This is a genomic window from Rheinheimera metallidurans (assembly GCF_036983985.1).
In the GTDB taxonomy this organism is placed as follows: Bacteria; Pseudomonadota; Gammaproteobacteria; order Enterobacterales; family Alteromonadaceae; genus Alishewanella; species Alishewanella metallidurans.
Map to the genome: position 1 here is coordinate 166,331 of NZ_JALAHQ010000001.1, position 21,662 is coordinate 187,992.

At 45.4% G+C, this 21,662-nt stretch carries 18 protein-coding genes; 12 read left to right on the plus strand and 6 right to left on the minus strand.

Annotated elements, in window-relative coordinates; translation table 11 throughout:
* Positions 1–13 precede the first annotated feature (13 nt).
* Positions 14–2,842, plus strand: a complete 2,829-nt coding sequence (glnE, locus tag MN199_RS00845) for a bifunctional [glutamate--ammonia ligase]-adenylyl-L-tyrosine phosphorylase/[glutamate--ammonia-ligase] adenylyltransferase (RefSeq protein ID WP_335738101.1) — start codon at positions 14–16, stop codon at positions 2,840–2,842.
* On the opposite strand, the gene MN199_RS00850 is transcribed toward glnE, so the two are convergent.
* From MN199_RS00850 to tolC, 3 genes are all read right to left on the minus strand, one after another.
* Entirely contained in the window at positions 2,829–3,416 is a 588-nt protein-coding gene (locus MN199_RS00850; RefSeq protein WP_335738102.1) for a TcpQ domain-containing protein, read from the minus strand. The genes glnE and MN199_RS00850 overlap by 14 nt on opposite strands.
* A 2-nt stretch (positions 3,417–3,418) precedes the next feature.
* Positions 3,419–4,351, minus strand: a complete 933-nt coding sequence (gene lpxL / locus MN199_RS00855) for an LpxL/LpxP family Kdo(2)-lipid IV(A) lauroyl/palmitoleoyl acyltransferase (RefSeq protein ID WP_132581410.1) — start codon at positions 4,349–4,351, stop codon at positions 3,419–3,421.
* 107 nt (positions 4,352–4,458) lie between these two features.
* Positions 4,459–5,754: an outer membrane channel protein TolC gene (gene tolC / locus MN199_RS00860; protein WP_335738103.1), complete on the minus strand. Its 1,296-nt coding sequence runs from the start codon at positions 5,752–5,754 to the stop codon at positions 4,459–4,461.
* A 119-nt stretch (positions 5,755–5,873) separates the two neighbouring features.
* Between tolC and nudF the strand changes: the two genes are divergently transcribed.
* The 9 genes from nudF (at position 5,874) to rraB (ending at position 15,290) form a co-directional block, all read left to right on the plus strand.
* Positions 5,874–6,521: an ADP-ribose diphosphatase gene (nudF, locus tag MN199_RS00865; RefSeq protein ID WP_335738104.1), complete on the plus strand. Its 648-nt coding sequence runs from the start codon at positions 5,874–5,876 to the stop codon at positions 6,519–6,521.
* Positions 6,511–6,951, plus strand: coding sequence for a DUF1249 domain-containing protein (locus MN199_RS00870; protein ID WP_207903124.1), 441 nt, complete (start codon positions 6,511–6,513; stop codon positions 6,949–6,951). Before nudF ends, MN199_RS00870 begins: the two co-directional genes overlap by 11 nt.
* Positions 6,951–7,727, plus strand: a complete 777-nt coding sequence (locus tag MN199_RS00875) for a metallophosphoesterase family protein (RefSeq protein WP_335738105.1) — start codon at positions 6,951–6,953, stop codon at positions 7,725–7,727. The genes MN199_RS00870 and MN199_RS00875 overlap by 1 nt, the downstream gene beginning before the upstream one ends.
* Positions 7,727–8,299 carry a YqiA/YcfP family alpha/beta fold hydrolase gene (locus MN199_RS00880; protein ID WP_132581418.1) on the plus strand — a complete coding sequence of 191 codons (573 nt, stop codon included), beginning with the start codon at positions 7,727–7,729 and terminating at the stop codon, positions 8,297–8,299. Before MN199_RS00875 ends, MN199_RS00880 begins: the two co-directional genes overlap by 1 nt.
* A gap of 35 nt (positions 8,300–8,334) precedes the next feature.
* Entirely contained in the window at positions 8,335–10,230 is a 1,896-nt protein-coding gene (parE, locus tag MN199_RS00885; RefSeq protein ID WP_335738106.1) for a DNA topoisomerase IV subunit B, read from the plus strand.
* Positions 10,231–10,257: 27 nt separating this feature from the next.
* Positions 10,258–11,667 carry a tetratricopeptide repeat protein gene (locus tag MN199_RS00890; protein ID WP_335738107.1) on the plus strand — a complete coding sequence of 470 codons (1,410 nt, stop codon included), beginning with the start codon at positions 10,258–10,260 and terminating at the stop codon, positions 11,665–11,667.
* A gap of 3 nt (positions 11,668–11,670) precedes the next feature.
* Positions 11,671–13,959, plus strand: coding sequence for a DNA topoisomerase IV subunit A (gene parC / locus MN199_RS00895; protein ID WP_335738108.1), 2,289 nt, complete (start codon positions 11,671–11,673; stop codon positions 13,957–13,959).
* Positions 13,960–14,152: 193 nt separating this feature from the next.
* Positions 14,153–14,899: a 1-acylglycerol-3-phosphate O-acyltransferase gene (locus MN199_RS00900; RefSeq protein ID WP_335738109.1), complete on the plus strand. Its 747-nt coding sequence runs from the start codon at positions 14,153–14,155 to the stop codon at positions 14,897–14,899.
* Positions 14,900–14,903: 4 nt separating this feature from the next.
* Positions 14,904–15,290: a ribonuclease E inhibitor RraB gene (rraB, locus tag MN199_RS00905; protein ID WP_335738110.1), complete on the plus strand. Its 387-nt coding sequence runs from the start codon at positions 14,904–14,906 to the stop codon at positions 15,288–15,290.
* A gap of 72 nt (positions 15,291–15,362) precedes the next feature.
* Here the strand turns inward: rraB and MN199_RS00910 are convergent, their stop codons facing one another.
* From MN199_RS00910 to MN199_RS00920, 3 genes are all read right to left on the minus strand, one after another.
* Positions 15,363–17,111, minus strand: coding sequence for a TIGR03545 family protein (locus tag MN199_RS00910; protein ID WP_335738111.1), 1,749 nt, complete (start codon positions 17,109–17,111; stop codon positions 15,363–15,365).
* Positions 17,112–17,121: 10 nt separating this feature from the next.
* The gene (locus tag MN199_RS00915; protein ID WP_132581432.1) at positions 17,122–17,613 is read right to left on the minus strand and encodes a TIGR03546 family protein; all 492 of its coding nucleotides are present in this window, start codon (positions 17,611–17,613) and stop codon (positions 17,122–17,124) included.
* Between the two features lie 111 nt (positions 17,614–17,724).
* Positions 17,725–19,197, minus strand: a complete 1,473-nt coding sequence (locus MN199_RS00920; protein WP_335738112.1) for a Na+/H+ antiporter NhaC family protein — start codon at positions 19,195–19,197, stop codon at positions 17,725–17,727.
* Between the two features lie 401 nt (positions 19,198–19,598).
* Here MN199_RS00920 and MN199_RS00925 point away from each other — a divergent pair, with 401 nt between their 5' ends.
* Positions 19,599–20,009 carry a BlaI/MecI/CopY family transcriptional regulator gene (locus MN199_RS00925; protein ID WP_335738113.1) on the plus strand — a complete coding sequence of 137 codons (411 nt, stop codon included), beginning with the start codon at positions 19,599–19,601 and terminating at the stop codon, positions 20,007–20,009.
* A gap of 2 nt (positions 20,010–20,011) precedes the next feature.
* Positions 20,012–21,559 (plus strand): M56 family metallopeptidase, encoded by a 1,548-nt coding sequence (locus MN199_RS00930; protein WP_335738114.1) that lies wholly within the window; start codon positions 20,012–20,014, stop codon positions 21,557–21,559.
* Positions 21,560–21,662 lie beyond the last annotated feature (103 nt).

Consider the following 21,662-nt stretch of genomic DNA (forward strand, 5'->3'; position numbering starts at 1 on the left):
GCGGGAGTTGCCGATGAGCAAAACTGATAATAAATGCACATCAAGTAATGCACTAGCCAACTATCTTACTCAGCAGCTAAGCAGCTTTGAGCTAACCTTATTGTCAGTTGCGCAGCAACAACAGCTGGCTAGCTTAATCAGCGCTAGTAGTTTTATCGGTCGCACTTTGCAGCAACAACCGCATTTATTGCCTGAGTTTTATGATCCGCATACTTTAATAACCGCGCTGCAATATAATACCGACTTACACGATAACCTTAATACGCAAGATGAAGCTGGCGTGTTTGCGCTGTTACGCCGTTTTCGCAATGCTCAACTATGCCGTATCTTTGCGGCTGATATTTTGCAGTTGCTAACCATTACCGATAGCCTGCAACGGGTTTCGCAACTGGCTGATCTGACCATTAACGCTGCGTATAATTGGGTATATCAGCAGCTTATAGAGCAGTGGGGCACGCCAGTAGACGACCAAGGCAATGCAATGCCATTGCTTATTTTGGGAATGGGTAAGCTAGGCGGTGGCGAACTAAACTTTTCATCTGACATCGATCTTATTTTTACCTATCCAGCTAATGGCGATACACAAGGTGGGCGGCGTAGCATTGAACATCAGCAGTTTTTTACCAAACTAGGGCAAAAACTTATTGCTGCGCTGCATCAGGTAACCGCGGACGGTTTTGTTTATCGAGTAGATATGCGCTTGCGTCCGTTTGGCGACAGCGGCCCGTTGGTACTGAGCTTTGCCGCAATGGAAGATTACTATCAAGAACAAGGCCGTGAGTGGGAACGTTACGCGATGCTAAAAGCCCGCATACTTAACCCTGATGGGGTGCACAGTACTGAGTTAACCCAGCTGCTTAAACCCTTTATTTACCGGCGCTATATCGACTTTTCAGCAATTGAATCATTGCGCCGCATGAAGCAGCAAATCGAGCAAGAAAACCGCCGTTTAAACCGTAGAGATAATATTAAATTAGGTGAGGGTGGTATTCGTGAAGTTGAATTTATCGTGCAAACCTTACAACTTATTCGTGGCGGGCGTATTCCCGCAATGCAGCAGCCGTCGTTGCTTAAAGCGTTACAGGTGCTTGCAGCAGAAGATATATTAAGCGCCGAACATGCCGCCCAATTACGCGAAGACTACCTATTTTTACGCCAAGTTGAACAAGCGCTGCAGGGGATAGATGATCAGCAAACTCAAACCTTACCTCAGGATGCGCTGTTACAACAGCAATTATTAGTGGCACTAAAGTTTGCACATTGGTCGCAACTACAGCAGCAAGTGGATGCTGTTATGGCAAGAGTACATCAGCAGTTTAAATTAGTTATTGATACCGGCGACGAAGCCGAGCCGCAAGAACTAACCTTAGGCAAGCTGATATGGGATAGCGAACAACCGCCACAAGAGTTAGCTAGCCAGATAGATTGGCTAGGCCCAGAGCAAGCAATAGAGCTTATTGAACAATTACAACAATTTAAGCACGACTGTCAAAAGCGCAGTGTTGGCCCGCGCGGCCGAGACTTGTTAGCCAAGCTTATGCCGCTATTGCTATATATGTTACAACAGCAGCAAGCACAACCTAGTGTGCTGGCGCGGGTATTAGGCGTGTTTCGACAAATAGTTACCCGTACCGCTTATTTAGAATTACTGTTTGAAAATAGCCCAGCACTGCAACAATTAGTGCTGTTGTGTAATCAAAGTGGTTGGCTAGCTGAACAGCTAGCGCGTTACCCCATGTTGTTAGACGAATTAATCGATCCAGCCCAGCTATATCAGGTAGCCACTGCTGCCGATTTTCGTGATCGGTTGCGCCAGTATTTACTGCGAGTGCCCTCAGATGACTTAGAGTTACTGATGGAAACGCTGCGTCAGTACAAACAAGCACAACAACTACGGATTGCGGCAGCGGATATCAGTGGCGCTTTACCATTAATGAAAGTAAGTGATCACCTTACCTGGTTGGCTGAAGTCATTATGGAACAAGTAGTAGAACTAGCTTGGCAGCAAATGGTGACGCGCTACGGCATGCCGGCTAATGCAAGTATAGAGGACAAAGGGCTGGCGGTGTTGGCTTACGGCAAACTAGGCGGGCTTGAACTGGGTTATGGTTCAGATCTCGATTTAGTTTTTGTGCATAATTGCGCGAGTGAACAACCTACTAACGGCGACCGAGCTATTGATTCCAAACAGTTTTATTTAAAGTTGGTGCAGCGAGTGGTACATCTATGCACGACTCGTACGAACAGTGGGGTGTTATACGATATAGATACACGACTTCGGCCATCGGGTAACTCTGGCTTATTAGCTGTGCATATCGACACTTACGGTCAGTATTTACAACAAGAAGCTTGGACGTGGGAGCATCAAGCTTTAGTGCGCGCTAGAGCCATTTACGGTAGTAGAGAATTGCAGTATCGCTTTGGCCAAATTCGTCAGCAAATTTTAAGCTTACCGCGAGATTTATCTAAATTGCGCCAAGACGTGATCGATATGCGTGATAAGTTGCGTCAGCATCATGGCGCTAATTTAGACGACCCCAAACACAGTGTTGGTGGCATTATTGATTTAGAATTTATCAGCCAGTACTTAGTGCTGGGGTATGGCGCAAGCTATAGTAATCTTTATCAGTATAGCGACAATATCCGCATTTTAGACGCTGCGGCTGTCGATGGTTTATTAAACCTAACGCAGGTTGAACAGTTACAGCAGGCTTATCAATTACTGCGCGGTGCTGGGCATCGGCAAACGCTGGCGCCGGTAACCTTGCCATCATTAGATAGTTTGTTAGACGCAAGACAGCAGGTAGAGCAAGTATGGCAGCAGCTATTTAATCCCGCATAGGTGGTGTGTTGGCTGGCATACAATATTGTTGTAAGTGTGCATTAATTTTGTCGGTAATTACTGCTGCACGTTCACGCGGGCAATAAAATGCTAGCACTGGAGACTGAAAGTCGGGTGCTATAGCAACAGCAATTTCGTGGATAGTTTCTATTAACGTGGTTTCAGTTTGAAAATATTGTTTTACCACGTAGTCTCTTGGCAAGGTCCAAAACAGTGCAATGCCTTCTGCCTGAGCAAATTCAGTAAGCTTATTTTTTACCGTTTCACCATCGCGAAAACGACGATCAACTACGGTACCTCGCCAATTCACATCGCCAGGCACCACGACTCTACTGCGTTGTTGCAATAGCTGCGTCAGTTTGTCGCTGGTATCGGGCAGGGCTATTTTAAACTTGGACAGCTCTTTTACACCAACGCTAATAGAGCTGCGAACTTTACTATAAAAATCACTAAAACCTTCAGCAGCAACGTTGGCTGAATTTTTACGGATTAAAAAGTCGGGCTTAGTGAAAATACCATAAGCTAGCGTAGCCAATATAATGAACAAGGTTAAGTTGCGGATCCAGAACCACATAGTTACTTTCCTTTATATAAAGAGGGCGCACTAACATCGGGACGAGTTTTAAACCGACGATGTAACCACATGTACTGTTCTGGGTAACGCAACACAGCTTGTTCTACCCATTGGTTTACTCTGGTCACGTCGGCTTTATCATCGCCAGTAGGAAACGGGCTTAGCGGTTCAAGTATATCTATCTGGTAGCCCTTGTTGCCAGCTAACCGACCAGTAATAACCGGAATAACCACACAATTAGCCGCGTTAGCAAATAATAGAGTACCCGTGGTAGTAGCGGTATCTTTTACAGCAAAAAATGGCACAAATTCTGCTCTATTACGACCATAATCTTGATCTGGCAAGTAAAAGCAGACTTCTTGCTGGTTTAATGCGGTAATTAAGCCTTTAACATCACGCTTGCCAACCATATATTTATTAGCTTTGTTACGGCCATGGTATTGCAGGTAATCCATTAACGCATTGTTATGTGGCCGATAAAAGCCGACGCTAGGGTGAGTTAAACCAAACACGCGACACGCCGCTTCTAAATGTAAAAAATGTGCAGCGAGTAATAATACGCCTTTGCCTTGTGCTGTTGCAGCTTGAATATGCTCGTAGCCGTTAACTATGCCTAAATTTTTAAAGCGCCAATTTGGCCACCACCAACCAATTACCGTATCAAATAACGCACGGCCGGTTTCTTCGAAGTTACGTTTTACTAGTGCCTGTTGCTCTGCTTTAGGCATATCCGGAAAGCACAATTCAATATTGCGCAGCGCAACTTTACGCCGCGAGGTTAGTGTTTTAAATAGTAAACGGCCAAAACCCGTGCCTAAGGCCATTAATGCTGAATACGGTAGCCAGCTAACTAACCCAAGTAGTGCGACACCTAACCATAACAACCAATACTTGGGCAGCAAAAAACGCCAACTAAACTGCGGAGCTTTAACCACACGATATCCTCAGCAAAAAAATATGTACTATTGTAACGAAAAATATCGGCGGGAACAGTGAAAAGAGTTAACAGGTTCACCGCTGGCGCGGTGAACCTAAATTAAGGCTAGCTGGTCAGTGCTTGATTAATGCTTTGTAAGTCTTGCTCAGACAAGTTACCTGCAGCCTGCTTTAATTGCAGCATAGTGACAATATAGCTGTAACGGGCGCTAGATAAATTACGACGCGCTTCAAACAGGTTACGAGTACTTAGCAATACGTCTACTATGGTACGTGTACCTACTTCAAAACCGGCTTCAGTAGCATTTAACGCGCTTTCTGCTGAAATAACCGCTTGCTCTAAGGCGCGAATAGACGATATTTGTGCATTTACGCCGTTAAATGAGCTACGTACTTGGCGAATAACCGCGCGGTGGTTTAGCTCTAAAGTTTGGCTAACTTCAACGTAATTAGCTTTAGCCACTTCTACGCCCGCAGATACACCACCACCACTGTATATTGGTACGTTAAGACCAATACCGATTGAACTGCTATCTTTGCGATCAATACCTGACGCTTTATTTACACCTAGAGTGGCTTCAAGGCCTAACGTTGGATAATGGCCTGCTTGCGCAAGATCGATGTCTTTATCGGAAATATCTAATAATACACGCTGGCTTTTTAAGGTTAAATTATATTCTTGCGCTAAACTTACCCAATCTTGCACTGTGGTTGGGCTTGGCTTGCCTGGTGAAAATTTATCGGTGTTTAACAGCGCCAGATCTTCATGATACTGGCCGGTAATTTCACGTAAAAACTCACGGGCATTTTCGAGTTTGTTTTCCGCAGCAATTTCACGTGCTACCGCACTGTCATACTGAGCCTGAGCTTCATGTACGTCGGTAATAGCGGTTAAACCTACAGCAAAACGCTGTTTAGTTTGTTCTAGTTGGCGCTCAATAGAGCGCTTCTCTGCTTGAGCAAAGCCCAAATCGTCAGAGGCGCCTAAAACATTAAAGTATGACTCAGTAACTCTAACAATTAAATTTTGCATTTCACTGTCATAGACAGTTTGAACCTGCAGTGCTACTTGCTCCGCACGAGATAAACGCTTCCAATCACCCCAGTTAAACAAGCTTTGATTTAGCGTTACACCTGCTGATGTGGCATTTTTTCCACCAAAACTATGGCTGGTTTCGTCAGAGCGTCCAACTTTTGCGCTTGCAGTAATACTAGGCAGCAAAGAAGCGCGAGATACGTCAATACGTAACGCTGCCGCATCACGTGTTGCAGCCGCGCGTAATACCGTTGGATCTTTTTGCACTGCCAACTGATAAATATCTTGTAAATCTGCGGCAAAAGCTTGCTGGCTGAACAAGCCAAACGAAGAAATTAATAGGGTGCTTAATAAGGTTTTTTTCATTTCTACCAATCCTGGCCATATAAAAGGAAACTGCACAAATAATACTCTGTTACAGTAAACTACGTAATCTTTAAACCGTAAAGTTATGCGCAATAGTGTAACAGAATGTGAGTGCCGTTATGTCTAAATTCAACTTTGCCCAGTATCCCTCATTTGGCCAGCAAGATCTGGAAATTATCGACAAAAGCACTGTTTTTCAGGGTTTCTTTCGCTTAGAGCGCTATACCTTGCGACATAAATTATTTAATGGCGGCTGGAGCACGCCAATGCAGCGTGAGGTGTTTGAGCGAGGCCATGCGGTGGTGGTGCTGCCATATAATCCACAAACTGATGAATTAGTGTTAATTGAGCAGTTTCGCATTGGCGCCGCAGCCACTAGCGCCAGCCCATGGTTGTTAGAAGCGATTGCCGGTATGGTTGAAGCGGGTGAAAGTGCCGAGCAGGTGGCGGCACGCGAGGCAGAAGAGGAAGCCGGGATAACAATTACTGAGCTATGGCCTATGCTTAGCTACCTATCCAGCCCCGGTGGCACTACCGAGCGTATTCAACTGTATTTAGGCCGTTTAACACAACCGGTACAGCAAGGAATTTTTGGTTTGGCTGAAGAGCATGAAGATATTAAAGTGCATTTGGTGTCACTTGCCGATGCCATACAATTATTGGCAGAGCAAAAAATAGATAATGCCGCGACAGTTATTGCCTTACAATGGTTAGCGTTAAATGTAGCTAAAGTAAAACGTAGTTGGGGAGCAGGAAGTGTGGTTTAAGCGCCAGAAGTATGTACCAAAATTACCCGATTTTTTGGCACTGTGCGAACGTAATTATGCTCAGCTAAACCGCTATTTAGCCAACGATGCTGAAGATGGCCAGTCAACGCTTATTCAGGTGTCTGAGCAGCATCAATACCGTATTAGCGTTACTGACGTAGCGCGCTTTACCACCACGTTGCAAATTGAGCTTGTCGATAATCAGCAGCAGTTTTTTCGCCCGCATTTTGTCGTGCGCTTGTATCATGATGCCAAGTTAGCTGAAGTGTTAGCGTGTCAGCAGATTAGTCAGTTTAAAGCCCGTTATGACTATCCTAATGTTGATATGCTATTACCCGATGAAAAACGACAAATAAACTTGTTGCTGCGCGACTGGCTAAAGCTTTGTGCGCAGCAGGGTTATATTAATCGCGAGTTGGCGTTCGGCTAATGCAGTATGTTTTCGCAACTAAAGCCCAGTATCGACTAGCGCAAATTACTGATTGCCATTTAATGGCCACGGCGCAGGATTTTTATAAACAGGTGCAGCCCGCCCAGCATCTTGCCGCTATTGTGGCACAGCTTATTATTGAACAGCCCGATGCCGTATTGCTAACGGGCGATGTTACTCAAGACCATAGCCGTGCGTCGTATCAGCTATTAAGTGATATAATGGCACCGCTGAACTGCCCAGTGTTTTGCCTGCCAGGTAATCATGACGATATTGCCGAGCTAGAGTGGTTATGCCAGCACGCGCCATTTCGGCCTGAACGCAGTGTGCAACTGGCTGGTTGGCAATTATTGCTGCTTAATACCAAAGGCGACACCCCAGCCGGTGTGTTTGGCGTGACACAGCAGCACTGGTTAGCTAGTCAATGTCAGCGCAGTACAGCTAAAGCGCTGTGGTTATTTTGTCATCACCATCCAATACCGCTTAACCAATTTATAGATAAGCACGGCCAACAACAGCAAGCTGAGCTTTGGCAGCTAATCAATGCCGAACCGCGTATTCGTGGTATTGCGCATGGCCATGCCCATTATGCGCATCAGCAATACGTGCAAGGGGTAAATGTGGTAGGCTGTCCGGCCAGTTCGGTGCAGTTTTTACCTACTTCTGATTGGCAAACCGTTGATAACGGGCCGCAGTGGTGTGACTGGACATTTAACGCTGATGCCAGCGTAAACTGGCAATTTCGCCGCTTAGCTTTAACTGAAAAGATCGATTAATGAATAACAAAGTAGTGTATTTACATGGTTTTGGTAGCTCTTCTGGTTCAGATAAAGCCAGATTAACCGCTGAGTATTTTGCTAAACATTATCCACACATTGAATTTACTGCCTTAGATTACCCTTATGATCCGGCTGCAGCCTTGGCATTAATTCAGCAGAATATAGGTAATCGACGTGACGTAGCCTTAATTGGCAGTTCGTTAGGCGGCTTTTTAGCAACCTGTATTGCCGAGCAAATACAGTGTCGTGCTTGTTTAATTAACCCTGCCGTTATGCCGCATCAGGTGCTAAGTCAGCATCTTGGCCGCTATTATCATCCGGTGTTACAGCAGCATTTTGATGTTACGGCTGAACATATGCAGGTGTTACAACAAATAATGCCATTACAGCTGCACCAGCCAGAGAATTATTTGGTGCTGTTGCAAAGCGGTGATGAAGTGTTAAATTACCGACTTGCGCTAGATTACTATAAAGGCGCACAGATAAAACTGACTGAAGGGGGCGATCACAGCTATGTCGGCTATGCCGCAGAGCTAGACGCTATTGCCCACTTTTGCCAACTTGCGTAAAACGCGCTTAATCCTATCCGCCAGTGACCGAGACTATGACATCACAACAGTATAATGCCGATTCGATTGAAGTGCTGACCGGGCTTGAACCCGTGCAGCGACGCCCCGGAATGTATACCGATACCACAAGGCCTAACCATATGGGTCAAGAGGTTATTGATAACAGCGTGGATGAAGCCTTAGCCGGCCATGCTGATACGGTACAGGTTATTTTGCATGACGATCAGTCGCTCGAAGTTATTGATAACGGCCGTGGTATGCCGGTAGATATTCACCCAGAAGAGGGTGTAAGTGGCGTTGAGCTTATTTTTTGTCGCTTGCATGCTGGTGGTAAGTTTTCCAACAAAAGCTATCAGTTCTCTGGTGGTTTGCATGGTGTGGGCATATCGGTCGTTAACGCCTTGTCTAATCGAGTAGACGTTACCATACGTCGCGATGGCAATATTTACGAAATGGCGTTTGAACACGGACAAAAAGTGTCTGAGTTAAGTATTACCGGCACTGTAGGTAAACGTAACACCGGCACCCGCGTGCGGTTTTGGCCTACCGCGTCTTATTTTGACTCACCAAAATTTTCTGTCAGCCGCTTATTGCATGTATTAAAAGCCAAAGCCGTATTATGCCCAGGTTTAACGGTTAGCTTTGATGACAAAATAAACCAACAGCAATACCAATGGTGCTATCAGGCAGGTATTAAAGATTATTTGGCCGAGTCGGTAAAAGACTATATTTGCTTACCTGAACAGCCGTTTGTTGGCAGCTATAGTGCGGTTACTGAAACAGTAGAATGGGCGCTGTTATGGCTACCTGAAGGCGGCGAGTTAGTAACGGAAAGCTATGTTAACCTGATACCCACCGCGCAAGGTGGTACGCATGTTAATGGTTTACGCCAAGGCTTGTTAGATGCACTACGCGAATTTTGTGAATTTAGAAATTTACTACCACGCGGCATTAAATTGTCGGCGGAAGACATTTGGGATCGCTGCGCGTATATCCTGTCGTTAAAAATGCAAGACCCGCAGTTTGCTGGGCAAACTAAAGAGCGTTTGTCGTCACGTCAGTCTGCAGCCTTTGTTTCCGGCACAGTAAAAGATGCCTTTAGCTTGTGGTTAAACGAACATACCGATATTGCCGAAACGCTGGCTGATTTTTGTATTAATAATGCCACTAAACGGCTTAAAGCAGCGAAAAAAGTTATTCGCAAAAAAATCACCTCGGGCCCAGCGTTACCCGGCAAATTAGCCGACTGTTCAATGCAAGATCTTAATCAAACAGAACTGTTTTTAGTCGAAGGTGACTCGGCAGGTGGCAGTGCTAAACAAGCACGTGACCGGCAATTTCAAGCGGTTATGCCGCTGCGCGGAAAAATACTCAATACCTGGGAGGTAGATTCAGGGCAAATTCTGGCCTCACAAGAAGTGCACGATATTTCTGTCGCTATTGGTATTGACCCAGATAGCGCCGATTTAACCACGCTGCGTTACGGTAAAGTCTGTATTTTAGCCGATGCCGACTCTGACGGTTTGCATATAGCTACCTTATTATGCGCGCTGTTTATGCGCCATTTTCGCAGCCTAGTTGAAGCCGGACACGTTTATGTCGCCATGCCGCCATTGTACCGGATTGATATTGGTAAAGAGGTGTATTACGCACTGGATGAAAGCGAGAAAAACGGCATTATCGACCGAATTGAAGCCGAGAAAAAACGCGGTAAAGTAAACGTACAGCGCTTTAAAGGCTTGGGTGAAATGAACCCATTACAACTACGTGAAACTACGATGGACCCTAATACCCGACGTTTAGTGCAGCTAACTATAGATGATGTGGCGCAAACCATCGAACTAATGGACATGCTGCTAGCGAAAAAACGCGCTACTGATCGGCGCGAATGGCTAGAACAAAAAGGCGATAAAGCCGCAATTACGGTGTAATAATAGTGAATTTAGGGTGCTAATGCCGTGATTAAGTATTTTGCTGTACTGGTGCTCAGCTATGCTCTGTGGTTAAGCCCCGCAGCGGCGAGCTCGTCTGAATTACCTGATTGGTTAGCGCAGGTAGCGGCGCAAAAGCGTCAGCAGCCTGAAGCTATGCTGGCGCTATTGCAACAGCATCAGGCCGATATTGCTAACTTGCCACTACAACAGCAAGCAAATTGGTATTATCAACAAGCCGAGTTATTTAATGTGTTAGCGCGGCATCAAGATCAGCAGCAAGCGGCGGAACAAGGGCTAAAGATACTTGGTGATCAGCAATCCGTGCTTAAAGTGCAGCTGTGGTATCAGCTTGGTTTCGCTTTTGAAATGCAAGCTAATTATCAAGCTGCGCAGCAGTATTATCAGCAAGGTATTAGCCTAGCCACCTTATTAGATGACGAAGTTCAAGTGTTGTATGGGCAAGTGAATTTAGCGGCCACGTTTAATAATCAAAACCAAGAGCAACGCGCGCTAGCGCTGTTACAAGCCACTTATCAGCAAGCGCAGCGGTTAAATGATGTTCCGTTATTGGCTGAAGTGAATGCTGAGCTTGGGCTGCTGTATGCGTCACTGGCTTACGATAACGAAGCGATAGACTTACTAAATAAAGGCCTAGAGCTATTTGAACAGCTAGGCTGGCATGCCAAACAAATAACCGTACTATTTAATTTGGCCCGTACTTATGGTTATCAGGGCCAACATCAAAAAGCGCTAAACACATATAATAAAATGCTCCAAAAATGTTTGCAGATAAACGATAGCGTAAATTTATACCATGCGTACTTAGGCCTAGCTATTACCAGTAGCAATATGGGTAGCAGCGAGGCGGCGTTAGCTTATGTTGATAAAGCCGAGCAATATTTAGCCTTACAGCAATCAACCGCCCATGTTTTTACACATCATTATGAGAAAGCGTTAATTTTAAACACATTAAAGCAAACCTCGTTGGCATTGCAGCAAGTTATGCTGGCAGAGCAAAATATGACCGCAGAGGGTGTGGCTGAAGATAGCCCAGCACGGCTTAACGTGTGGTATCTAAAAGCGGAGCTACTGGCACAACAAGGCGAATATCAACAGGCCTATCAGCAGCTAATACCCTATATCAGCGTAGTTAAAAGCGTACAAAACCATGAAAGTGACTTAGCATTACAGCAGCTTAAAACCGAGTTTGATATTGAACATCAGCTCGAAAAAAAACGCTTGCTACAACAAGAAAATGAACAACAAGCCAAACAATTAACACAAGTAGAGCGCAGTAGTCAGTTGCAACTCATCTGGCTAGCCATTTTAAGTTGTAGCTGCGTAATATTAATGCTGTTATTACTGTGGCAAATACGCATTAGCAAAACAAAAAATACGGCCATTAGCGACAATGCACCCAGACAGACAGGATAAGTTATGACAGAAACCGTAATCTCATATGATGGCGTAGAGCAGTTACCGCTGCGTCGTTTTACTGAAGAAGCTTACTTAAACTACTCCATGTACGTCATTATGGACCGAGCATTGCCGCATATTGGCGATGGGTTAAAACCGGTACAGCGACGCATTATTTACGCCATGTCTGAGTTGGGTTTATCGCATTTAGCCAAATTTAAAAAATCTGCCCGTACTGTCGGTGACGTGCTAGGTAAGTTTCACCCGCATGGTGACTTCGCCTGTTACGAAGCTATGGTATTAATGGCCCAGCCGTTTTCTTATCGTTATCCGCTGGTTGACGGGCAAGGTAACTGGGGTGCGCCGGATGATCCAAAATCGTTTGCCGCTATGCGTTATACCGAGGCCAAATTATCGCGTTTTGCCGAGGTGCTATTATCTGAACTTGGCGCAGGCACTACCGATTGGCTACCTAATTTTGACGGTACCTTAGAAGAGCCCAAAGTACTGCCGGCGCGGTTGCCGCATATTATGCTTAACGGCATTACTGGTATTGCTGTGGGTATGGCGACGGATATTCCGCCACATAACGCCCGCGAAGTTGCCTATGCCTGTGCGGCACTACTTGATAACCCGCAAAGCAGCGTTAGCGATTTAATGCAGTATGTAAAAGGGCCAGATTACCCCACCGATGCCGAAATTATTAGCCCAGCACACGAGCTAGCGGCTATTTATGAAACTGGCCGTGGTAGCGTAAAAATGCGCGCTCTTTATCAGCAAGAAGACGGCGACATTGTTATTACCGCGCTACCGCATCAAACGTCTGGGGCAAAAATATTAGAACAAATTGCTGGCCAAATGCAGGCAAAAAAACTGCCAATGGTTAGCGATTTACGCGACGAGTCTGATCACGAAAACCCCACACGTATTGTTATAGTGCCGCGTTCAAACCGCATTGATGTTGAGCAATTAATGCAGCACTTATTTGCCACTACTGACTTAGAACGCAGCTATCGGGTTAATATTAATATTCTCGGTTTAGACAATCGACCACGGGTTAAAAACCTATTAGAAATACTTAGCGAATGGCTGGTGTTTCGCCGTGACACCGTGCGCCGTCGTTTGCAGCACCGCTTAGATAAAGTACTCGATCGCTTGCATGTGTTAGAAGGTTTATTAATCGCCTTCTTAAATATCGACGATGTGATCCGTATTATTCGTACCTTTGACGAACCCAAAGCTGAATTAATTGCCTTTTTTGGTGTTACCGAACGCCAAGCTGAATCTATTTTAGAGCTAAAGCTACGCCACTTAGCCAAATTAGAAGAGATGAAAATTCGTGGCGAGCAAGATGCGCTAGCCAAAGAGCGAGACAAGCTTCAAGGCATTTTAGGCTCAGAGAAAAAGCTAACCAAACTTATTCGTGACGAGTTAATGGCCGACGCAGAAAAATACGGCGATGAGCGCAGAAGCCCAATTGTCGTGCGTGGTGAAGCCAAAGCCTTAAGTGAAAAAGAGCTATTACCTAGCGAGCCGGTAACAATAGTGTTATCCGAAAAAGGCTGGGTGCGCTGTGCCAAAGGCCATGATGTGGATGGTAACGCACTAAGTTATAAAGCCGGTGATGCCTATAAAGCCATGGCTAGTGGCCGTTCTAACCAACTTGCGGTATTTATTGACTCGTCAGGTCGCAGTTTTGCTACCGAAGCACACGAGTTACCCTCAGCGCGTGGCCAAGGCGAGCCGCTAAGTGGTCGTTTTGCTGTAGTCGCAGGCGAGAGTTTTGAGCACGTATTATTAGGTGATGAAAAACAAGCGCTGTTGCTAGCTAGTGATGCAGGCTATGGCTTTGTCGCTGAATACAGCGATTTATTAAGCCGCAATAAAGCTGGTAAAGCACTATTAAGCTTACCGGTAGGCGCTAAAGTGCTGGCGCCGATGGTGGTTAAACAGCCTGATACTGACTTAGTTTTATGTATTTCTAACGAAGGCCGCATGCTGGTGTTTCCGGTGGCCGATTTACCTAAGTTAAGCAAAGGTAAGGGTAATAAGCTGATGTCGATACCCTCAGCGCGTGCCGCTAGCCGAGAGGAATTTGTTACGCAGTTAGCTATAGTGCCAGTAACAGGCAGCGTAACGTTGGTGGCGGGTAAACGTAAACTAGGGCTAAAAGCTGACGATTTGGCGCATTACCATGGCGAACGTGGTCGCCGCGGTAATAAACTACCGCGCGGTTTACAGCGCATAGATGATGTTATTGTTAATCAGCAAGCTGAAACGAGCAACGATCAACCTAGCGACCCAGAGTAAAATCAGTATAATAACGCGCTACCGAATTACTTACACCAACACGTCGTAAACCCATCCATGGGGACTCGTTTCCGCCCGTCCGGGGCTACAACGGTTGGTTTAAGTAATGCGGTTCTGCATAAGTTATTATCGAAAAATTATTTTTAAAATATTTCAATGTCTTGGCGAATAAAGCGGTAAATTGGAGAGTTTGGTGATAGCGGTCGTACGATTAATTTTATTGGTATTGTTTTTTATTTTTAGCACCATTGCTGGGTTATTAATTTGTTTGGTTCGGCCATTTCACCCTAATAACGTCGCTATATTTTCTAAGTGGTACGGTAAGGTATCGTGGATTTTTGGCCTTGAAGTAGAAGTGCGCCGCCATAACGGCGAGTTTATTGGTCAGCCTTGTGTGTTTATTGCTAATCACCAAAATAATCTCGACCTATTTACCATTAGCGGCGCTGTTGAACCACGCACGGTAACTATTGGTAAAAAAAGCCTAAAATTTATTCCGTTTTTTGGTCAGCTATATTGGCTAAGTGGTAATATTTTGATTGACCGGCAAAACAAAAACCGTGCTTTAGGTACTATGCTAGGCGCCGCAGAGCGCATTGGCCGTGATAATATTTCAGTGTGGATGTTCCCTGAAGGCACCCGCAGTTATGGCCGTGGTTTATTACCCTTTAAAATGGGTGCCTTTCATATTGCGCTAGAAGCCAACGTGCCAGTAGTGCCAGTATGTATGAGCAGCACGCACGAGAAAATTAAGTTAAACCGCTGGAATAATGGCAAGGTTATTGTGCAAATACTGCCGCCGCAAACTTTCATTCGCGAACAGCAAAATATTCGTGAGTTTGCGCAAAATATTCACCAGCAAATGCAAAGCCAAATTCAACAGCTTGATGCGGAGCTTGGCAACGATTACACTGCCGATAATATTAAAGCTAAAGAGTAATTTTATGGAAAACTGGCAAGATTTTACTAATGACACTATTGCTGCCTTGCTAGAAGATGGTAGCGATCCAGATGCGCTGTATACCATAGAGCACCATTTTTATGATAAAGATTTTGCTAAGCTGGAAAAGCTGGCGGTCGAATTATTTAAACTCGGTTATGAAGTTACTGACGCTGAAGAAGTTGAATTTGAAGATGGTGATAGTGCTTGGGTATTTGATGCTATACGTGAGCAACCGTTAGACGCGGCTAGCATAATTGCCGATGCCATCAAACTAGAAGCTTTAGCGCATAAAAACAAAGTAGAGTACGACGGCTGGGGCACCTATTTTGAAGGCGATGAAGACGACGAAGAATATGAAGATGATGACGAAGACGGCGACGAAGCCTAGTTATTATTTCACTGTATTTCTAAATTAAAAAAACCGCTAATTTAGCGGTTTTTTCTGTTATGCAGCCTAATTTTAGTTATCGTCAGACTTTTTCATCAACTTATCTTTTAGTCGGTCTTTAACCTGATCTTTGGCGTCAGCTAGCTTGGCGCTGAGCATTTCTTCAATGCGGCTGCTTACCTCACTTAAATCGCTATCTTGCTGTGTTAGCAATGCAGCCCAATCTTGCTGGCCGGCTAAGCCAGTTTGTAATTGGCTATTTAACTTAGTTTGCAGCTCGCTTTGATAGGCGGCAATTTTTTGTTTGGCTTCACCCAATAAGGCGTCACCTAACAGCTGATCTAACGACGAGCGAATGCTTATCTCTGGCTGGCTAATCAGCCCAGTGGTGGCAATATTAAGTGGAATTTGTTGCTGCTGATTTAGCAAGCCTGTTAGCTGTTGCAGGTACTTATTACCGCTGCTGCTAAAGTCGGCTGCTTTTAAAATTACGCTAGCTTGTTGGGCAATTTGGTTATTGGTTAGGTTTAATTTACCGCTTGAGTTAATTAAACCGGTAGCTAAATCTAATGCGTTGTCACCCTTGCCTAAGTGCATCGGTTGTAAATTTAAACCATCTAGTTGCCAGTTAACGTTAGTAACCATTTTTTGCAAAATGGCAAAGTCGCCATCTAATTTAAACGCGGCTAGCTGCGGTAGTTGTTTTACGTCAAGTGAAAACTTAGTTGCAGCATTAATTAGTGCATGCTGCGCGGTAATATCTTGTAGCGCAATAGTGGCTTGGCCACCGCCAATTAGCCAATTAACCTTCGCGTTTTTGATCCAAAAGTCGGGATAGGGCGCGTGGGGTAACGGTAATATCCGGTTAGGTAATACCGGCTCTGGTTCAGTCGCCTCGCCAGAGGGCAAATTAAGCTGCTCTGGTATATAAGGTTTAACCAGTAGGTATAAACTTTCTAATTGCGCAATACGTTCGCCCCAAACATCACCTAACAAAATTTGGCTAATACCAGCAAGGCCACCATCTTTTATGTTGGCTAATTGCTGTACTTTAGCGTAGTCAGCTTTGCTGGCTGCTTTTAATTCGTCAACCGCTTGGCTTAGGGCTGTTTTACTCTGTTCAAGTTGCTGTTTGGCACTGGCTAGTTTGTCTTGCTCTGCTTTTAACTGATCTTTTAACTGTTGTAATTGCCCAGCTTTAGTTGCTAAATCGGCAGCGTTACTAATTTTGCTGTCAGTTAAGGCTTTTATCTCGGTTTGATACTGCGCTAAATGCTCTTTAGTTGGCAGGTTATCTTTTAGCGCTTTTAACTGCTGTTGCTCCGCTGTAGCCAGTTGTTTTAACGCTTCGGCTTTGGCTGGCGTTTGCAAGTTGGCACGGGCAATGAGTTCATTAGCATCGGGTAAGTCTACTTGTAGTAGCTTGGCAATATCGACCTTTTCGCCATCTTCACCCGGTATGCGGTATACCTTACCAAGGTTTTTTCGCTCAGCGCCGTATTCTAGGCCGTCAACGCTAAGATCGTTCACCACATAATAACCAAGTAGCGCTGGCCATACTTCTAGCGCTGCGTGGGCATGGCCAAAGCTTAAACTGTTATGGCTGGGGTTGGCGGCATCGGTAATTTGTAAATGGTTTATTCTAATGGCTAACGGCGCTAGCTCTAGCGCTACCTTATCAATATTGACTTCGGCACCTACGGCTTTTTCTAAGCTGTAAATCATACCAAGACGAATGGCGGGGCCAGCAAAAACATACACTAATGCTAGTAACGCGGCGATAAAAACAATAAACACTAACCAGCCGGATTTACGGATCATGCGGCGCTCCTTAATTCAGTTTTTCGTACAGTGCAAATAGCTTACTGGCTTTAAGCATCTGGGTAAGTTTCCATTTCTCAACGCTGGTCATAATATGGCTACGATATTGTTGTACCAGTGTTTTACCTAGCCACGCCACAGGCAGCAATAACACGACACCAAGCACAAAGGCACCTAAGGTTAGTGTGTGGTGTAAGTGCAGTAATTGCAGGCTTTCAGTATTGGCCAGGAAGTTGAGTAGCCCATCATTTTGCGCGTATTGCCAAGTAAGGCGCTCTAACGGCGAGGCAAATAACAACATTAAGCCGCTGCTTAAACCCCAGGTAACAATAAATGTAGTTAAGTTAATCGTTAGTAGACAAACCACTAATATTATAATTAAGGTAAGTAGGCCAAACGGCAAAATACCGGCAAATAGCCCTAATGCGATGGCAAAACCAATTTGCCACGGTGAGGCTTGTGAGTTGAGCACTTTTAAAACTTTAGCGAGTAAGGTCAGCATAAACACTCCGCTGTAGCTGCTACATAATAATGCTATATAAGGTAACAGCTTAGCGTAGTTTTGTCAGGAACAAAAAAGGCGCATAGCGCGCCTTTTTATGATGGTATAGTTTTAGGCTAATGCCAAGAAGCCGAAGAAGGCAATTACCGCTGCGGCAAACGCATAAGGAAACTGCGTTAACGCATGGCTCATTAAATTACATCCTGAACCCTGGGCCGCTAATACGGTAGAGTCACTGTAAAAACAGGCCTGACTACCGAATGAACTAGCAGACAGTAGTGCGCCTATTACCAGCGGTATATTCGCTTCTACAGCAAAGGCTAACGGCATAACAATGGGGATAGATACAGCAAAAATACCCCAAGATGAACCGGTAGCAAAAGCTAGTATCGCCATTGACAAAAACACCAAGGCTGGCAGTAATTGCGCGCTCATATAAGGTGCTAGGTTATCAATAATAAACTGCGGTAAGCCAAGCTGATCGCAAACGTCTTTAAAGATAAACGCAGCAATAACGGTACAAATGGCCGGTAGCATGGTTTTAAAGCCGTGGATCATCACATCCATCATTTCAGAAATGGTCATTAACCGCTGTACCATATACAACGGCAAGGTTAGCAATAACGTAACCAGTAAACCTTTCCACACGTCGATGTCGAACCACACGGTAAAACCCACTAGCATGATCATCGGTAATAAGAAGTTATACAGCTTGCCGCCTTTACGATCGGCTTGCTCAAACTCTTGATCAAAGGATTGCACAGCAAAATCGTCGGCAGAATGCGTATCTTGTGCTGCAGTGGACGAATTAGGCGCATCTTGTGGTGCTAGCGTGGCATTTTGTGCGGCTAATTCAGCTTTTTTCATCGGACCGACTAAAGGCACTACACCTAGGATAACCAAAATAACCATGATCATGGCTAACCAGGCATACAGCATATAAGGTATAGCCGATATATAGGTGGCAATGCCGGTAGTGTCACCCACGGGTGCTACGCCGTTTGACACCAGCAAGCCACCAAAAAATACCGCCCAAGTAGAAATAGGAATAAGCACACAAATAGGGGCAGCGGTAGAGTCAACTACATAGGCCAGCATTTCGCGCGATACTTTGTACTTATCGGTAATACGCTTCATGGTTTCGCCCACGGTTAGCGCATTTAGGTAGTCGTCGACAAAAATAACTACACCAAGAAAACAGGTCATCATTAATGATGATTTACGGCCCGTTGCCACGCGCTGAGCTACACGGCCAAAGGCAAAAGCACCACCGGTATGCACAAGTAGGGCAATAACAGCACCGAAGCCACCACAAACTAAAATTAACCAGCCGATGGTTTCGTCTTGCATTACGCGCAACGAGGTTTCAGCAAAGTTATCTAACGCGCCGCTAGGTGAAAGTAATAATAGGCCAGCAATAGCGCCTGCTACTAACGCCAATATTGGCCGTTTCAACCAAATAGCGATCGCCAGTACAACAACTGGCGGAATTAAACTGATGGCACTGGGTACAATAGCGGCCGCTTCGGCCGCAGCTACAACAGGATCGACGAGGCTTTCAACCAGGGTATCTGCTGACATCATTTATTATTCTCAAAGTTAGTCCGGCGGGCCGGATAAAAGTTAAGTGAACCGTTGCAGCAGATAATCAGAGTCAACGGAGCGGTTCCTTGCATTTATCAGCCGTTGCTGCGCTTAAAAGTGAAGCACTAAACACCAGACTTTACTGCGTAAATACGCAGTGCAAGCGTATAGTCAGCCAGTTGCCGAAATACCGCGCAATCATAGCAAAAATTATTTTTTCTACAACTGACATCTTTTGCCACTTTGCAGTAGGTAGTGCCTGGCAAGTGAGTAAACCGAAAGGTAATTTATTGGCAAAACTTAAGCGCTGGCGCTGAATGAATCGTTAAAAACTAAATAATTAGTTGTAAGTTTGATAAAGAACAGCTAACTTAAAACTAATTGTTTAGTAGGTGATGGGCATGGCCAGAGAAAAATCAACAGAGTTAACCGGAGCAGAGCAAAAAATTATGCAGGTGTTATGGCTGCATGGGCCTTGCTCTGTTAAAGCTATTGCTGCTGAGCTAAACAAGCAATCGGCAGTGGCTTATACTACAGTGCAGACTTTGTGCCGTATTTTGCTCGACAAAGGCCATGTGCAATGCGAAAAACAAGGCAAAGCTTTTGTATATCAGGCGATAACAGTACAACAAGAAGCTCGTAGTCAGGCGTTAAGCACATTGTTACAGCGTTTTTTTGCTGGTTCCCCAGAGTTACTGGCGCAGCACTTATTAGAACAACAAGCATTACCTGAAGCGTTGCAGCAAGATCTTCAGGCACAAATTGATGCAAAAGCTCTTTTAGCTTCCGACAAGAACCAACAGGAATCCTGAGCATGGTTGAATTCAGCTGGTTATTGTTTTACCTGTTGATTCATCTGGGGTTAGCGGCCGTTACTATACCCTGGCTGTACTGGCTTAGCCAAAGTAAATGGCAGAGCGCACCACAATTTATGCTGCGCCTGTGGACAGCGTTAACGGTTATGCTGTTTATATTGCCTTTACTGATATTAATGCCAACCTCGGATAACAAAACAGAGCCACGCCTGTTCGATACAGATCTTGCAACAATGCAGCCAGAGTCCGCACAAACAACACAATTGCTGTCTGGCGAAGTGTATCCAGTAGAACGAACCACAGAAATAACTCAGCGCTGGGCGTTAACCCCGCAATTGCTGTACTTATTGTCACCGCCAGTATGGCTTTTGTTACTATTACCTTTAGGTTGTTTGCTGCAGGGTTATCGTTTTTATCAGAGTTACCGGCTTAGCCGCACTTTATGGCGCCAGGCCGAGCCGTTGTTTTTACCGGGTTATGAAGCTACTTCGCCTGCGTTATATCAGCACACGGGCATTGCTAGCGCTATGTTGCTGGGCTTACGCCATCCACGTATTGTGTTACCGGCCAGTTGGCTTGGTAGCCTATCTGCAGAGCAGTTGCAACATGTAATTGTGCACGAACAGATGCACTGGCGGCGGCGGGATTTGCTGACGTTTTATCTGCAGCAACTGGCCGGCACGCTATGCTGTTGGAGCCCATGCTGGCGGCTATTATGCAGACAGTTAAATCGCTATCGTGAGCTAAGCTGTGATGCTGCTGTAGTTGCCGGGTTAAAGCAGCCCCACCGGTATGCTCAGACATTACTTGATTGCAATAAGAAAATAGCAAGCCCTGCCACGGCAGTACTGGCCATGTCATGGCAGCAACAGCCGCTGCTAGCCCAGCGCATTAACAATGTATTGCAAGGCACTAGCAAGCACGTAACCCCTTTGGCTGTCGTGATGATTACCGCGATATCTATGACACTGCTAATCACTTTTGCTATGGCGCAGCAATGGCAGGTTGCCCAACTACCAAAGCAGTTCGGCCAGGTTAAGCTAAGCCAGCTGGGGCAATTAGATGAATTACTCGACAGTATTAAGCGGCAGGATGTAGCCAAAGTGCAGCAGTTGATTGCAAAAGGTTATCAACTGAATCACCCCATGCCCGGCGAAGGAACCGCACTGATGGTGGCGGTACGCCATGAAAACACCGAATTGGTAGATATTTTACTGCGCGGCGGAGCCGATGTTAATGTCAGTAGCAGAGGTGATGGCAATGCGTTGATTATTGCGGTGCAGCGGCGCAACCTTAAGCTGGCGCAACAGTTAGTCCAGGCTGGTGCTGATGTTAATGCTGTGGTGCTGGCAGATGAAACGCCGTTGATTAACGCCAGCTACCTTGGCGACCTGCAGATGGTGCAATACCTGGTGGCTGTAGGTGCCATTGTTAATCTTAAAGTCGAGGCCACGCTGATGGATGGCCGGGAGCTCAGATCGGCGCTTAATCGGGCTGCTACCGAAGAGGTTAGAGGCTACTTACTTCAGCAGGGAGCTCTTCTCTGATGATTCGACGATAACTCTAGCAACCTTTCCAAAATATTAATTGATAACACGGGCCGTTTAAGCCTGCAGGCGAAGCTTTGCCTTGAACCCAGAATCAAAACAT

Excerpts from the sequence above, each read along its gene's own strand:
- glnE (WP_335738101.1), top strand. The coding sequence starts at position 14 with ATGAGCAAAACTGATAATAAATGCACATCAAGTAATGCACTAGCCAAC.
- MN199_RS00850 (WP_335738102.1), bottom strand. The coding sequence starts at position 3,416 with ATGTGGTTCTGGATCCGCAACTTAACCTTGTTCATTATATTGGCTACG.
- tolC (WP_335738103.1), bottom strand. The coding sequence starts at position 5,754 with ATGAAAAAAACCTTATTAAGCACCCTATTAATTTCTTCGTTTGGCTTG.
- nudF (WP_335738104.1), top strand. The coding sequence starts at position 5,874 with ATGTCTAAATTCAACTTTGCCCAGTATCCCTCATTTGGCCAGCAAGAT.
- MN199_RS00875 (WP_335738105.1), top strand. The coding sequence starts at position 6,951 with ATGCAGTATGTTTTCGCAACTAAAGCCCAGTATCGACTAGCGCAAATT.
- MN199_RS00880 (WP_132581418.1), top strand. The coding sequence starts at position 7,727 with ATGAATAACAAAGTAGTGTATTTACATGGTTTTGGTAGCTCTTCTGGT.
- parE (WP_335738106.1), top strand. The coding sequence starts at position 8,335 with ATGACATCACAACAGTATAATGCCGATTCGATTGAAGTGCTGACCGGG.
- parC (WP_335738108.1), top strand. The coding sequence starts at position 11,671 with ATGACAGAAACCGTAATCTCATATGATGGCGTAGAGCAGTTACCGCTG.
- rraB (WP_335738110.1), top strand. The coding sequence starts at position 14,904 with ATGGAAAACTGGCAAGATTTTACTAATGACACTATTGCTGCCTTGCTA.
- MN199_RS00910 (WP_335738111.1), bottom strand. The coding sequence starts at position 17,111 with ATGATCCGTAAATCCGGCTGGTTAGTGTTTATTGTTTTTATCGCCGCG.
- MN199_RS00915 (WP_132581432.1), bottom strand. The coding sequence starts at position 17,613 with ATGCTGACCTTACTCGCTAAAGTTTTAAAAGTGCTCAACTCACAAGCC.
- MN199_RS00920 (WP_335738112.1), bottom strand. The coding sequence starts at position 19,197 with ATGATGTCAGCAGATACCCTGGTTGAAAGCCTCGTCGATCCTGTTGTA.
- MN199_RS00925 (WP_335738113.1), top strand. The coding sequence starts at position 19,599 with ATGGCCAGAGAAAAATCAACAGAGTTAACCGGAGCAGAGCAAAAAATT.
- MN199_RS00930 (WP_335738114.1), top strand. The coding sequence starts at position 20,012 with ATGGTTGAATTCAGCTGGTTATTGTTTTACCTGTTGATTCATCTGGGG.